The organism is Pseudomonas extremorientalis (genome assembly GCF_024584605.1).
GTDB lineage: Bacteria > Pseudomonadota > Gammaproteobacteria > Pseudomonadales > Pseudomonadaceae > Aquipseudomonas > Aquipseudomonas extremorientalis.
The window spans coordinates 3,441,738-3,454,807 of sequence record NZ_CP089519.1 but is presented as its reverse complement, the minus strand read 5'-3'; the positions used below and the strand labels follow the sequence as shown (position 1 = coordinate 3,454,807).

Here is a 13,070-nt window from a genome sequence, read left to right as displayed (position 1 = left end):
ATTCCATACAAGGCAGCTAATCAGAGGCGGCAACTTCTTAAGGTCGCCATCCATTACAAAATGATTCGGCGTTCATGCTAGATTTGTCAGTAATGCCTGTCTCGCGCAATTGGGGCGGCAACTGTCGCAAAAAGGGCGAAATGATCAAACCTCTGAACGAATTTCTCCAGGAAATCAACGAAGGCGCCTGGGCTGTCATCAGTTCCGCCACCGATTACCCGGAAAACTGGGTGATCCCCGACCACAGCCACGAGAAGCATCAACTGCTCTACGCCATCGAAGGCGTGATGGTGGTGTACTCGGCGCTGAACCAGTGGACCGTGCCGCCCAACCGTGGCATCTGGATGCCCGCCGGGCACGTGCATTCACTGCGTTGCGTGGGCACCCTGAAAATGCGCAGCGTGTTTGTGCGCCCGGATCGCTTCCCGAACATGCCCGGCGAGCCGAAAACCGTGAGTATCTCGCCGTTGCTGAGCGAGCTGATCAAGGCGTCTGTGAGCCTGAAGCCGCCGTACGCCGAAGACTCGCGGGATGCGCGGATCATGCACCTGATCCTCGATGAACTGGCGATCCTGCCGGCGTTGCCGCTGTCCTTGCCGCAGCCCGCCGACCCGCGCCTGCAGCGCATCTGCCTGGCGTTGCAGGAAGAGCCGGGCGATGCCTCCACCGTGGCGGACTGGAGCGAGCGCCTGCACCTGGACCAGAAAACCATCCAGCGCCTGTTTCGCAAGGAAACCGGCATGACCTTCGGCCAATGGCGCCAGCAGGCACGTTTGCTGCTGGCGCTGGAGCGCATTGCAGTGGGCGAGAAGGTGATCGATATCGCCATGGAGCTGGGTTATGACAGCCCGAGTGCGTTCACCAGCATGTTCAGGAAACAGTTTGGCAAGACGCCGAGTCAGTTTTTCCGCTAGTGCCGAGCAGCCCGTTGAACGTGTCGATATCCAGCGGCCGACTGAGGTAGTAGCCCTGGCCTTCGTCGCAGGACACCGCCCGGAGCATCTCCAGGTGCCCGGAGGTCTCGATACCCTCGGCGGTCACCGTCAATGCCAGGGCACGCCCCAGGCCGACGATGGCCTGGATGATCGCCTTGTCATCCTCACTGTCTTCCAGGCGGCTGAGGAAGCTGCGGTCGATCTTCAACCCGTCGAAGGGGAAGGCCCGCAGGTAGCTCAACGAGGAATACCCGGTGCCGAAGTCATCCATGGCAATACGTATGCCCAGGCGTTTGAGGGTGTGCATTACCGCCAGTGCGCCCGCCGCGTCTTCGAGCATCACGCTTTCGGTGATTTCCAGTTCCACTCGCGCCGGATCGATCCCCGAGGTCGTGAGGGCGTTGCGAATGCGCTCTACCAGGTCGCCACGCTTGAACTCCGTGGACGACAGGTTCACCGACACAAACAGTGCTTCGGGCCACTGGGCGGCGCAGGCGCAGGCAGTTTGCAGTACCCAGTCGCTCAGCGACAGGATCAGCCCGGACTCTTCGGCAATCGGTATGAAGGTGTCGGGTGGAATCAGCCCGCGCTGTGGGTGCTGCCAGCGCACCAGCGCTTCGGCGCCGACCATCCGCCCATCGGCAATGCGATAGCGTGGTTGGAAGTGCAGGCGCAGTTCATTGTGCTTGATTGCAAAACGCAGGTCGCTTTCCAGGCGGCGACGCTCGATGATCCGTGCATTCATCTCCCCTGAGTAAAACCGCCAGGTGTTGCGGCCAGCAGCCTTGGCTTCGTATAGCGCGATATCGGCATAACGCAGCAGTTCGGCGGCTTCGCTGGCATCGTCGGGGGCCAGCACGATGCCGATACTCGCGCTGACGAACACTTCCTGCTCACCGATCCTGACCGCCTGTTCAACGGACTCGATCAAGCGCAGGCACAAGGACTCGACATCGTCCTGGGTACCCGCATTCGTGAGGATCATCACAAACTCATCGCCACCCACCCGGGCCACCAGGTCGCCGTGGCGCACGCAATCGGCCAGGCGGGTCGACACTTCGTTGAGCACGTGGTCGCCTGCGGCGTGCCCGAGCAGGTCGTTGACCGGCTTGAAGCGGTCCAGGTCCAGGCTGAGCATGACCAAAGGCTGCCCCGACGCAGGCAGTGTCTTGAGCTTGTCGTCGAGGAACGCTTGCAGGCGCGTTCGGTTGGCCAGCCCGGTGAGCGCGTCGTGCTGAGACAGGAATTCAATGCGCCGCCGTGCTTCGACTTCCTCGGTCACGTCGGTGGCGGTTCCGCGGAAACCGCCACAGGGCATTTGCCTTGCCGCAAGCCGTGTGGTGCGTTCCTGGCCGTGGGCGTCGACGTAGCGGCATTGCACGCTGAGGTCCGCGGTACGGCTGGGCGTGTTCAGCCATTGCGAAAGCGCGCCGGCTTCCGTGTCCAGGAGCTCGTTGATGGCGGCGCCGATCCAGGTATGACGGGCCAGGCCGGTTACGTTCTCGAAGCGCTCCGACAAGTACGTGAAACGCCAGCCGGCGTCGATTTCCCAGACCCAATCGGAGCTGGCTTCCACCACATCGCGAAAGCGCGCTTCACTGGTAGTCAGGGCATTCTGGCTGTCTAGCAGCGACGCATGGCTGGCATCCAGGGCGAGGGCAGCGGCACTGGCGCGACGCAGGATCACCCAGGTCATCAGGCATACCAGCAATGCGGCCAGGCCCAGCAGCGGCAAGCCAACACCCATCAACCGCACACCTGGGCGCGCCGGCTGCCAATGCAGGCTGCCGGCAGCACCGTTTTCGCCCAGGGGGACCAGCAAGGTATTGCCGACCTCATCGGTGCTGGCGATATGCAGTTGATTCACCCCGAAATCATTGCCGATCAGGGCCAGGTGGGCGCTGTCGAGAATGTCGATAAACACCAGTACCGACGCGGGGCGCCCATCCACCTTCACCGTGGGGTCGGTGCCGGGCGTGATGGCGGCTGCGGCCACGAGTGCCGGGCTGCCGCGCACGTTGATGAAGGCGGTGACCGGCGTTTCCTGTTCGGCTCCGGCACGAGCCTGTTCCAGCACCTGCGTGATGGGCTGGGCGAGCCAGTCGCTGAGGTCAATGGGTTGCAGCTCGCCTTCGACTACGGCGTACACCGTGCGGTTGGCGTCGTTGACCACAAACAGCCCCTGGAAGCCGAAATCCTGGAACAGTGTGGCGCCGACGTTGCCGCGACCGTAGGCCCAGTCGGTGTCCACCTTGAGGTGCAAGTGCTTGTAAGCGTCGCTCCAGAAGGCGTAGTCCTTGACGGTCACCCGCAGCGATTTTTCCAGGGACTGCACGGCTTTACGCGTGTAAAACGCGTTTTCCTCTTGCTCGGCGTGGTCCAGTTCATGGGCCAGGTAGATCAGCGAGGAGGCTGCTGCTGCAAATACCAGGACCAACAGGGCCGTGAAATTGAACAGTGAGGTCCGTGTCAGCGACAGGCTGGTGCGGTTGGAGAACGTTCGGGTGATCGGGACGAGAGTGTTCGGCATTGTTTCCCGCAGGGCAGCGCTGCAAGTCAGGGGTATCCCTGGTTATCGGCGGCGCTGCTGGAAAACTGAACGCTCAGGTATCGCTGGTCGTCAGGTTGGCGAAAAAAATGCAGCCGATCAGCCGAGCAAACAGGCTGAGGGTTTCCGGCAGGTTGGGATCTTCGAACAACATTGCCCGCGAATCCAGTGCACACAGCGCGCCGAACAGACGGCCGTCGGGCAGGAAGATCGGTGCACCGGCATAGCTCTCGATGGCGAATTGCTTGACCACCGGACGTGCGGCGAAGCGACCGCTCTGGCTGATCTGCGGGATGAACAGGGTCTGTGGGTTGATACAGAACTCGCTGCACAATGTTGTTTCCAGCTCAAGCACGTCATCGACATGAATGCCCATGTCGACGGTGTCATGCACGGAGCAGACCACCCATTCCAGGTCGGTGAATTTGGCGATGCCGGCGAAGCGCATGCCGGTCAGGCGGGTAACCAGTTGCAGGATGCTGGTGGTGGCTTCTATTTCGGCAATGGCGGCGCGTTCATCTGCGCTGAGCAACGACTGTGGTGCGGTGACGCTTGGAACCATGGTTGAACTCTCCAGAAACATGGCGGCGGGTGGGGCCGCCATGCAGGGTCAGGCTTCAGTTGATACGCGGATGTTGCTGCACCAGGGTCTGGCGCTTGGCTTCCAATTCGGCAATCTGCGCGTCGATATCTTCGATCTTTTGCTCGATGTTGTCGTGATGTTCCTGCAACAACTCCTTGGCTTCTTCCATGTCCGACGCCGCCGGCGCTGCGCCACGCAATGGCTTGTTGGCGGTTTCCTTCATGGTCAGGCCAGTGACCAGGCCGACCACCGCAAACACCATCAGGTAGTAGGCGGGCATGTACAGGTTGTCGGTGCTTTCCACCAGCCAGGCCACGGCGGTCGGCGTGACACCGGCGATCAATACCGAGACATTGAACGCACTGGCCAATGCACTGTAGCGCAAGTGAGTGGGGAACATCGCGGGGAGTGTGGAGGCCATTACGCCGATGAAGAAGTTGAGGATCACCGCGAGGATCAGCAGGCCGGCGAAAATCAGGCCGATCTTGCCGCTGGTGATCAGCATAAACGCCGGAATGGACAGGAACAGCAGACCGATACTGCCAGCGATGATGAACGGCTTGCGGCCGATCTTGTCGCTGACAAAACCGATGAACGGCTGCACGAACAGCATGCCGACCATGATCGCGATGATGATCAGCACGCCGCTGTTTTCTTTGTAGTGCAGGTTATGGGACAGGTAGCTCGGCATGTAGGTGAGCAGCATGTAGTACGTCACGTTGGTGGCCGCGACGATACCGATGCAGGTCAGCAGGCTGCGCCAGTGCTTGGTCGCGACCTCCTTGAACGAGACTTTGGGGCCGTGGGTCAAGCCTTCACGGTCGCCCTGTTCCATTTTGTCCATGTGCTGCTGGAACGCCGGGGTTTCCTCCAGGGCGTGACGCAGGTACAGGCCGATGATGCCCAGGGGCAGGGCAAGGAAGAACGGCAGGCGCCAGCCCCATGACTCGAAGTCGGCTTCGCCCAGGATGCTGGAAATCAGCACCACCACACCGGCGCCCAGCACGAAGCCGGCGATGGAACCGAAGTCCAGCCAGCTGCCGAGGAAGCCGCGCTTGCGGTCCGGCGCATACTCCGCGACGAAGATCGACGCACCGGTGTATTCGCCACCCACCGAAAACCCCTGGGCCATTTTGCACAGCAACAGCAGGATCGGCGCCCAGATGCCAATCGAGGCGTAGGAGGGGATCAGGCCGATGGCGAAGGTGCTCAGGGACATGATCACGATGGTCGCGGCCAGGACCTTTTGCCGCCCGTATTTATCCCCCAGTGCACCGAAGAACAGGCCACCCAGGGGACGGATCAGGAACGGCACGGAGAAGGTGCCCAGTGCTGCGATCATTTGTACGCTGGGCGAGGCATCGGGGAAGAACACCTTGCCGAGCACATAGGCAACAAACCCATAGACGCCAAAGTCGAACCATTCCATGGCGTTACCCAGGGCGGCGGCGGTGATCGCCTTGCGCACCTTGGTGTCGTCGACGATGGTGATGTCTTTCAATCCGATGGGCTTGACGCTTTTCTTACGTAATTTCATGCGGGGCACTCTAAAGCAGAACAGGGGAGGCGCCATCACTGCGATGGCACCGCTCTGTCACTTCAGATACAAGCGGACATGAAATAATTCACCACTATTTGCGTTTTTTTGCAGATGGATTGAACTTTGTCCGCCCACACACGAGTTATGCGAATGCCAGCCGCCCATTCCCGCCTTGTCTACCGCCAGCCGCAGCCGGGCGACCTGCAGCGATTGTTCGCGATCTTCGGCGACCCGCAGACCAACCTGTTCAACCCATCGGGCCCCATGGCCAGCCTGGCGGCGGCGCAGCGCCTGCTGGATCACTGGCGTGAACAGTGGGCGACCCAAGGGTACGGCTGGTGGGCAATTGCACGGCGCGAGACGCCGGACCACATCATCGGCTTCGGCGGTATCGCGCCGCTCAACTACCTGACCGAGCGGCGCATCAACCTGGGTTACCGTTTTGCGGTGGAGGCCTGGGGGCAGGGCTATGCCACCGAGTTGGGGCGCGACGCGTTGGCACTGGCATTCGACAGCCTGGGGTTGCCCGAGGTGTTCGGGCTGGTGCGACCGGATCATGGGGCCTCGATCCGGGTGCTGGAAAAGATCGGCATGCAGCCTTTTGGTGTGCTCGACGATGTACCGGGCAAAGCGCCCAGCCTGGTCATGCGTATTTGTCATCCTACAACTGTATTTGCCTGACCTTTTACAGACCCACGTAGAACCTCGATAAACGGCAATCTTTCGGATTGACAGCCGGTAGGCGGCCCGATATAAAAGTCGCAGTTGTACGACGACATATGACGTTACATATGTCCTACCTAACAAAAATAAAAAGTGATGCCATGAACTTGAACGAGCCCATCCACGCTCACCGCGTTGGCCAAGCGGTAGGCAACTATCGCTGGACCATCTGCGCGATGCTGTTCTTCGCGACTACCGTCAACTACCTCGACCGCCAGGTGCTCAGCCTGTTGGCACCGCAGTTGTCCACGCAATTTGGCTGGAGCAACACCGACTACGCGAACATCGCGGCGGTGTTCCAGTTTGTCTACGCGATCTCCATGCTGTTCGCCGGGCGCTTCGTCGACAAGATCGGCACCAAGGCGGCCTATGTGGTGGCGATTGGCATCTGGTCCACGGGCGCGATCATGCATGCCTTCTCGGTGCCGATGGGCGAGGGTATCGCGGTCATCAGCGGCGCGATCGGCCTGGCGGTGATCCCGGTGTCGATTGCCGGCTTCATGTTGTCCCGTGCGGTACTGGCGATTGGCGAGGCGGGCAACTTCCCGATCGCGATCAAGGCCACCGCCGAATATTTCCCCAAGAAAGAACGCTCGCTGGCCACCGGTATCTTCAACTCCGGCGCCAACGTGGGCGCGATCCTGGCGCCGATCTGCGTGCCATTGATTGCCGGTCTGTGGGGCTGGGAAGCGGCGTTTATCGTCATCGGCGGGCTCGGCTTCGTGTGGGTCGCGGTGTGGATCGCGCTCTACCGCAAGCCGGAGGAGCAAAAACGCCTGTCGGCCGCAGAACTGGCCTATATCCGCAGTGACCAGACCGTGCAGCCGTTCACCCCGTCACCGGCCGGCGCCGTGGAGAAAAAAGTCTCGTGGTTCAAGTTGCTCACCTATCGCCAGACCTGGGCCTTTGCCTTCGGCAAGTTCATGACCGATGGCGTGTGGTGGTTCTTCCTGTTCTGGCTGCCCACCTACCTGTCGGCGCAGTACGGCATGAAAGGCGCCGATATCGTCATGCCGCTGGCGGTGCTGTACAGCATGACCATGGTCGGCAGCATTGGTGGCGGCTGGTTCCCCAGCTACTTCATGGCGCGCGGCGATGCACCGTACGACGGGCGCATGAAAGCCATGCTGGTGATCGCACTGTTCCCGCTGGTGGTGTTGCTGGCCCAGCCGTTGGGCTATATCAGCTTCTGGGTGCCGGTACTGCTGATCGGTGTGGGCGCCTCGGCGCACCAGGCGTGGTCGTGCAACATCTTCACCACCGTCTCGGACATGTTCCCGCAGAAAACCGTGGCCTCGGTGGTCGGTATCGGCGGCATGGCCGGCGGCCTGGGCGGCGTGGTCATGACCAAGATCGGCGGCTGGGTGTTCGACTACTACAAGTCCATCAACGACATCCATACCGGCTACATGATCATGTTCGCGATCTGTGCGCTGGCCTACCTGGTGGCCTGGAGCGTGATGAAGACGTTGGTGCCGCGCCACAAGGAAATCACTGACCTGTAAGGCTCCACGTCCCGCGCCGCCATGGCGCGGGGCTGTTTCACAGCGGGCGAGCCCAGGTCTGGCTGACCAGGGCTTTGCCGAAGCTGACCATCGGCTCTTCCTCCACCAGCTCGAACCCGGCTTTCTGATACAGCTTGCGCGCGTCGGTCAGAATATCCACGGTCCACAGCAGCATGCGTGTGTAGCCCACCTGGCGGGCAAAACGTACGCACTCATCCACCAGGCGCTGGCCGATACCCATGCCCCGTGCGCTGGCATCCACGTAGAGCATGCGCAGCTTGGCCGTGGTCTGGTCATGGCGGATCACGAACACCGAGCCCACCACCTCGCCGTCCTTTTCCGCGATCCAGCAGCGCTCGCACGTGGGGTCATATTCGCGCAGATACTTGGCGACGATCTCCGCCACCAGCGCTTCGAATTCCCAATTCCAGCCGTATTCACGGGCATAGATCGCGGTTTGCTGCTGCACAACGCGGCCCATGTCGCCGGGTTGCGGGTCACGCAACAGATAGCTGGGCGCGGTGCCTTGCAGCAGGGCTTGGATGCGCTTCATCGCTTCGGTGAGTTGTTGCTGTTGCGGTTCGGGCAGGCTCTCGAGCAGGGCGATGACTTCGCGCTGGGTTTGCTGCTCCAGCGGCGCCAGCACGGCGCGGCCGTGGTCGGTGAGGTGCAATTGCACGGCGCGGGCGTCGGTGGCGCAGCGGACTTTCTGGATCAGGCCTTTTTTTTCAAAGCCACTGGTCAGCCGGCTCAGGTAACCCGCGTCGAGGCCGAGCATCTGGCACAGGTCGGCGCTGGTAAGGTCCCCCCGGGAAGACAACTCGTACATCACGCGGATTTCAGTGAGGGAGTAGTCGCTTTGCAGCAAGTGTTCCTGCAACACGCCGATCTGGTGGGTGTAGAAGCGGTTGAAGCCGCGCACGATGCCGGCGCGTTCGACAAGCAAGGGGGTGGACATGCTCAAATGCTCGAATGGTTGCCTTAGGCAACAATATTGTTGCTTCAGGCAACCATGTCAAACATTTTGTTTAGCGGTTCCGCGTCACGCGCCAAACGGTATTGGCCAGGTCATCGGCAATGATCAGCGCACCTTTCGGGTCCACCGTCACACCCACCGGGCGCCCACGGGTCTTGCCGTCGTCGCCGCGAAAGCCGGTGGCGAAGTCGATGGGCTCACCGGACGGCTTGCCATTGCTGAACGGCACGAAGATCACCTTGTAGCCCACCGGGTTGTCGCGGTTCCAACTGCCGTGCTCGCCGACGAACACACCATCGGCAAACTGCTCGCCCATCTGCGGGATGGAAAAGTCCACGCCAAGGGCGGCCACGTGGGAGCCCAGGCTGTAATCCGGCTTGATTGCGGCGGCCACCTTGGCCGGGTTCTGCGGTTGGGCGCGTGGGTCGACGTTCTGACCCCAATAGCTGTACGGCCAGCCGTAGAACGCGCCTTCACGCACCGAGGTCAGGTAGTCCGGTACCAGGTCCGGGCCCAGTTCGTCGCGCTCGTTGACCACCGTCCACAGTTGTCCGGTGTCCGGCTGGATGGTCAGCGCCGTGGGGTTGCGCAAGCCAGTGGCGTAGGGCTTGTGCGCACCGGTGGCGGCATCGATCTGCCAGACCATCGCGCGGTCGATCTCCACTTCCATGCCGCGTTCGGTGACGTTGCTGTTGGAGCCGATGCCCACATAAAGCTGGCTGCCATCGGCGCTCACGGCCAGGGACTTGGTCCAGTGATGGTTGATCTGCGCCGGCAGGTCGGTGACGGTGCTCGGCGGGCCGCTGGCTTTGGTCTGGCCGTCGGCGTAGTCGAAGCTCACCAGTGCGTCCTGGTTGGCCACGTAGAGTTTGCCGTTGGCAAACGCCAGGCCGTAGGGCGCGTTGAGGTTGTCGGCGAACACGGTCTTGAGTTCGTAGGTGCCGTCACCATCGGCGTCGCGCAGCAGGGTCAGGCGGTTGCCGCTCTTGACCTTGGTGTTGCCCTCGGCCTTGATCAGGCTGGCGATCACATCCTTGGGCTTGAGCTTGGCCGCACTGCCGCCACGGCCTTCGGCAACCAGGATATCGCCGTTGGGCAGCACCAGGGTCTGGCGCGGGATGGCCAGGTCGGTGGCAATCGCGGTGATGCTGTAGCCGTCCGGCACCTTGGGTTTCTGTTCGCCCCAGGGCGCAGGCTCGGCGATTTTCATGCTCGGCAACAGGCTGCTTTGCTGTTCCGGCAGCTTGGGATCGGGGCCACGGGCCTGGGTCTTGTCGCCTTCGCCACCGCAGGCACTCAGCAACAGCGCGGCGCTCAATAGGGTCAGGGTGCTGGACGTTTTCATTTGACACCTCCCGAACGCAGGCCGGTCCAGGTGGCCGCCAACGTCAGCAGCAAGACAATGGCCGACAGGATCAGGCCGCCGGGCATCGAGGCGTAGGCGTCCTTGGCATGCTGGAAGGCATTGACCAGGCCCAGTACCCAAGTGGCCAACAGCAACAGCACATAGCGGGTGGGTTGACCGGCCTTGTGCTCGGCGCGCAGCAGGTTGACCAGCGCGAACAGAAACGCGAAACCGGCGAACACCAACGCGCCGGCAATCAGCCAGGAGGCGAAGTTGGCCCATTGGATCTGGTAGGTCTGGGTGTAGGCAATGTCGCTGAGCAAGGCACCAAGAAACAACGGCACGGTGCCGGCGAGCAAGGTCGCATGCAGCGGCCCTGGGGCATATCGGTAAACGGGGAGGGTAGTCATACGGGGGCGGCTCCTTGTTGTACAACGCCCCTGGACGGGGCAGCGCATAAGAAGTGAACGCAGCGCCGGTGAGAAAGTTCAGCGTGAAACGTTTCGAAATAGTGGGAACCCGCCTGGGTCGACCCCGGACTAACCCCGTATCATTCGCTCCTTTTTCCTACGCCAGGCGCCTCCATGACTCACCCACGCATTGGCTTCGCGTGCCAATACAAACATCCCGAACGGCTACTGTCGGCCAGCGCCCAAAAGCTGATCGAAGGTCCGTTCAACCCGCGCACCACCACGTTGCGTTGGATGGACAGCGTTACACCGCAGGTGGCCCGGGACAAACTGGTGGAAGTGGTCACGCACAACCTGGCCGCTCAATTGCGCCTGCTGGCGTATGTCGCTGAATTGCCTTCGACCCTGCGCATGCTGCGCTTGAGCAGCGACCTGTTGCCGTTCTACAGCCATGCCAAAGTGGCCAGCGTCTACAAGGACCCGGCTATCGAGCGTCAATTGGTTGAGGGTTTTGCCGCCATCGGTGAGTTGGCCCGCGCCTCGGATATCCGCCTGTCATTCCACCCGGGCCAATACTGTGTACTCGGCTCCGAAAACCCCGGCGTGGTGGAAAACAGCCTTGCCGAATTCGAATACCACGCCGACATGATCCGCATGATGGGTTATGGCCGGCGCTTCCAGGACCTCAAGTGCAACGTGCATATCGCCGGCCGCCTCGGCGTGGAAGGCACCCGCGCCGTGTGGTCGCGCCTGTCGGAGGTGGCGCGCAACTGCATCACGTTCGAGAACGACGAAAAGACCTATGGCCTGGACCATTGCCTGCAAGTCGCCGACCTGGCACCGGTGGTCCTGGACATCCACCACTGCTGGATCAACGAAAACGACTACATCGACCCCTACTCGGAGCGGGTCGCCCGGGTGATTGAAAGCTGGCGCGGCGTGCGACCGACCATGCATTACTCCCAGCCCCCGGAGAGCCTGCAAGAGCTGGGCTTTGATGCCGAGCACAAGCTGGAAATGGACGCGTTGTTGCAGGTGGTGTCCAAGCGCGACCTCTACGCCCACAGCGCACAGATGTGGAACCGCTGGACCAACGATTATGCGCTGCAGTTTCTCGACCGCTTCGACATCATGCTCGAAGCCAAGGACAAGAATGTCGCGGCCCTGGCGTTCCACGAGCATTGGAAACGGGGCGTTGTGTGATCAATCCATGGCGGTCATGCTGGCGGGACTGACATAAGGAACCGCCCCATGCCAACCCTGCATTTGCTCTGCGGCAAGATCGCCTCCGGCAAGTCCACGCTCGCCAAGACCCTCGCCACTGAGCACGCTGCCATTGTGCTCAGTGAAGACCACTGGCTCGCCACGCTTTACCCCGGTGAAATCCACGCGATTGCGGATTACATCAAATGCGCCCAGCGTATTCGCGGCGTACTGGGCCCCTTGGTGATCAATGTGCTGCAGTCGGGCCTCGACGTGGTGCTGGATTTCCCTGCCAATACAGTGGCCAGTCGCGAATGGCTGCTGGGGTTGGCACACGCCGCCAAGGCCCGGCACTGCCTGCACTACCTGGAACTGGATGACGCCACCTGCCGGGCCAGGCTGCATGCGCGCAACGCCCAGGGTGAGCATGACTTTGCCGCCACTGATGCTGAGTTTGATCTGATTACCCGCCATTTCAGTGTACCGAGCGAGGCTGAAGGCCTGGTGATCGAGAGGCATCACCCATGAGCCCGGCGCAATCCGTGGGGGTGGACGCCGAGGGCTTTATCCTTACGGTTCCCCACGTCCCCGTGCAGCGTGAGTTTCAGCCACTGCTCGAGGCTGCCTGCAACGTGCTCTCGCAGCCTGACTTGGGAGTGGACGGCCTTTATCTTTATGGCAGCGTCGCGCGTGGCGATGCGCTGCCGGGCGTTTCCGATCTTGATCTGACGGTGGTGCTATGTGAGCCGCCGACTTCTGCAGTTTTGGAGCGGTTGGAGCGGGTGCGATGTGACCTGGCCGTGCGGTACCCGCAAGTCACCAAGGTGGATTTCGATATCGGCAGCCGCGCACAGGTACTGGCCATCGAAAACGGCAACAGCTGGGGATTCTGGCTCAAGCACCACTGCCGGTGCGTGTGGGGCAATGATCTGTCGGCGCAGTTCGAGCGGTTTCGGCCATCACTGGATATTGCCCTGGCCGTGAACGGTGACTTTGAAGCGGTGCTCACCGCTTACCTTGGCCGCATCGCACATGCCGCCAACGAACAGGAGCGACTCCGCCTGCAGCGCGAAGCGTCACGCAAGCTGCTCAGAGCCACCCAGATACTCTGCGGTGAGCAGGCATCGTGGCCGCATACGCTGGAAATGCATGTGGCGCTGTTCGTAAAGGAGTACCCATCCAAGATGACTCAGGTGGCCTTCTTTTTGTTCGAGGCCCGGAACCCGAGTGCCGACCGTGAAACATTCACGGCTCGACTTCAGGCGTTCCAGGCCTGGATGGTTGCGCAATCGCGCATTTGAG

The 13,070-nt window shown here is 61.6% G+C and carries 12 protein-coding genes; 6 read left to right on the top strand and 6 right to left on the bottom strand.

The genetic code is table 11. The features are described 5' to 3' along the window. Nucleotides 1-92 precede the first annotated feature (92 nt). Nucleotides 93-914 carry an AraC family transcriptional regulator gene (locus LUU92_RS15310; RefSeq protein WP_222541711.1) on the top strand — a complete coding sequence of 274 codons (822 nt, stop codon included), beginning with the start codon at nt 93-95 and terminating at the stop codon, nt 912-914. Here LUU92_RS15310 and LUU92_RS15305 read toward each other — a convergent pair. From LUU92_RS15305 to proP, 3 genes are all read right to left on the bottom strand, one after another. After that, entirely contained in the window at nt 871-3,465 is a 2,595-nt protein-coding gene (locus LUU92_RS15305; protein WP_257102222.1) for a bifunctional diguanylate cyclase/phosphodiesterase, read from the bottom strand. The two genes, LUU92_RS15310 and LUU92_RS15305, sit on opposite strands and share 44 nt — an antisense overlap. A 73-nt stretch (nt 3,466-3,538) precedes the next feature. Next, nucleotides 3,539-4,045 (bottom strand): GAF domain-containing protein, encoded by a 507-nt coding sequence (locus tag LUU92_RS15300; RefSeq protein WP_071487893.1) that lies wholly within the window; start codon nt 4,043-4,045, stop codon nt 3,539-3,541. Between the two features lie 55 nt (nt 4,046-4,100). Next, a complete protein-coding gene (gene proP / locus LUU92_RS15295; protein WP_058424053.1) occupies nt 4,101-5,603 on the bottom strand; it encodes a glycine betaine/L-proline transporter ProP in 1,503 nt (500 codons plus the stop codon). Nucleotides 5,604-5,756: 153 nt separating this feature from the next. Here proP and LUU92_RS15290 point away from each other — a divergent pair, with 153 nt between their 5' ends. After that, a complete protein-coding gene (locus LUU92_RS15290; protein WP_222539606.1) occupies nt 5,757-6,287 on the top strand; it encodes a GNAT family N-acetyltransferase in 531 nt (176 codons plus the stop codon). Nucleotides 6,288-6,430: 143 nt separating this feature from the next. Further along, entirely contained in the window at nt 6,431-7,834 is a 1,404-nt protein-coding gene (locus LUU92_RS15285; RefSeq protein ID WP_093121173.1) for an MFS transporter, read from the top strand. Nucleotides 7,835-7,871: 37 nt separating this feature from the next. Here the strand turns inward: LUU92_RS15285 and LUU92_RS15280 are convergent, their stop codons facing one another. The 3 genes from LUU92_RS15280 to LUU92_RS15270 form a co-directional block, all read right to left on the bottom strand. After that, nucleotides 7,872-8,792, bottom strand: coding sequence for a bifunctional helix-turn-helix transcriptional regulator/GNAT family N-acetyltransferase (locus tag LUU92_RS15280; RefSeq protein ID WP_257102221.1), 921 nt, complete (start codon nt 8,790-8,792; stop codon nt 7,872-7,874). A gap of 70 nt (nt 8,793-8,862) precedes the next feature. After that, nucleotides 8,863-10,155: a PQQ-dependent sugar dehydrogenase gene (locus tag LUU92_RS15275; protein ID WP_093513353.1), complete on the bottom strand. Its 1,293-nt coding sequence runs from the start codon at nt 10,153-10,155 to the stop codon at nt 8,863-8,865. Further along, entirely contained in the window at nt 10,152-10,565 is a 414-nt protein-coding gene (locus LUU92_RS15270; protein ID WP_071487887.1) for a DUF2231 domain-containing protein, read from the bottom strand. Before LUU92_RS15270 ends, LUU92_RS15275 begins: the two co-directional genes overlap by 4 nt. A 174-nt stretch (nt 10,566-10,739) precedes the next feature. On the opposite strand from LUU92_RS15270, the gene LUU92_RS15265 reads away from it, so the two are divergent. From LUU92_RS15265 to LUU92_RS15255, 3 genes are read left to right on the top strand one after another with little or no spacing between them, the layout of a single operon-like run. Next, nucleotides 10,740-11,768, top strand: a complete 1,029-nt coding sequence (locus tag LUU92_RS15265) for an apurinic/apyrimidinic endonuclease family protein (protein ID WP_257102220.1) — start codon at nt 10,740-10,742, stop codon at nt 11,766-11,768. Nucleotides 11,769-11,816: 48 nt separating this feature from the next. Further along, a complete protein-coding gene (locus tag LUU92_RS15260; protein WP_071487885.1) occupies nt 11,817-12,296 on the top strand; it encodes a P-loop nucleotide/nucleoside kinase family protein in 480 nt (159 codons plus the stop codon). Beyond that, nucleotides 12,293-13,069: a nucleotidyltransferase domain-containing protein gene (locus LUU92_RS15255; protein ID WP_071487884.1), complete on the top strand. Its 777-nt coding sequence runs from the start codon at nt 12,293-12,295 to the stop codon at nt 13,067-13,069. The genes LUU92_RS15260 and LUU92_RS15255 overlap by 4 nt, the downstream gene beginning before the upstream one ends. Nucleotide 13,070: the final 1 nt, after the last annotated feature.

What these genes read in the sequence shown, in the direction of transcription:
- LUU92_RS15265 (WP_257102220.1), top strand. Translation starts at nt 10,740, where the DNA reads ATGACTCACCCACGCATTGGCTTCGCGTGCCAATACAAACATCCCGAA.
- LUU92_RS15310 (WP_222541711.1), top strand. Translation starts at nt 93, where the DNA reads ATGCCTGTCTCGCGCAATTGGGGCGGCAACTGTCGCAAAAAGGGCGAA.
- LUU92_RS15255 (WP_071487884.1), top strand. Translation starts at nt 12,293, where the DNA reads ATGAGCCCGGCGCAATCCGTGGGGGTGGACGCCGAGGGCTTTATCCTT.
- LUU92_RS15300 (WP_071487893.1), bottom strand. Translation starts at nt 4,045, where the DNA reads ATGGTTCCAAGCGTCACCGCACCACAGTCGTTGCTCAGCGCAGATGAA.
- LUU92_RS15275 (WP_093513353.1), bottom strand. Translation starts at nt 10,155, where the DNA reads ATGAAAACGTCCAGCACCCTGACCCTATTGAGCGCCGCGCTGTTGCTG.
- LUU92_RS15280 (WP_257102221.1), bottom strand. Translation starts at nt 8,792, where the DNA reads ATGTCCACCCCCTTGCTTGTCGAACGCGCCGGCATCGTGCGCGGCTTC.
- LUU92_RS15290 (WP_222539606.1), top strand. Translation starts at nt 5,757, where the DNA reads ATGCCAGCCGCCCATTCCCGCCTTGTCTACCGCCAGCCGCAGCCGGGC.
- LUU92_RS15270 (WP_071487887.1), bottom strand. Translation starts at nt 10,565, where the DNA reads ATGACTACCCTCCCCGTTTACCGATATGCCCCAGGGCCGCTGCATGCG.
- proP (WP_058424053.1), bottom strand. Translation starts at nt 5,603, where the DNA reads ATGAAATTACGTAAGAAAAGCGTCAAGCCCATCGGATTGAAAGACATC.
- LUU92_RS15260 (WP_071487885.1), top strand. Translation starts at nt 11,817, where the DNA reads ATGCCAACCCTGCATTTGCTCTGCGGCAAGATCGCCTCCGGCAAGTCC.
- LUU92_RS15285 (WP_093121173.1), top strand. Translation starts at nt 6,431, where the DNA reads ATGAACTTGAACGAGCCCATCCACGCTCACCGCGTTGGCCAAGCGGTA.
- LUU92_RS15305 (WP_257102222.1), bottom strand. Translation starts at nt 3,465, where the DNA reads ATGCCGAACACTCTCGTCCCGATCACCCGAACGTTCTCCAACCGCACC.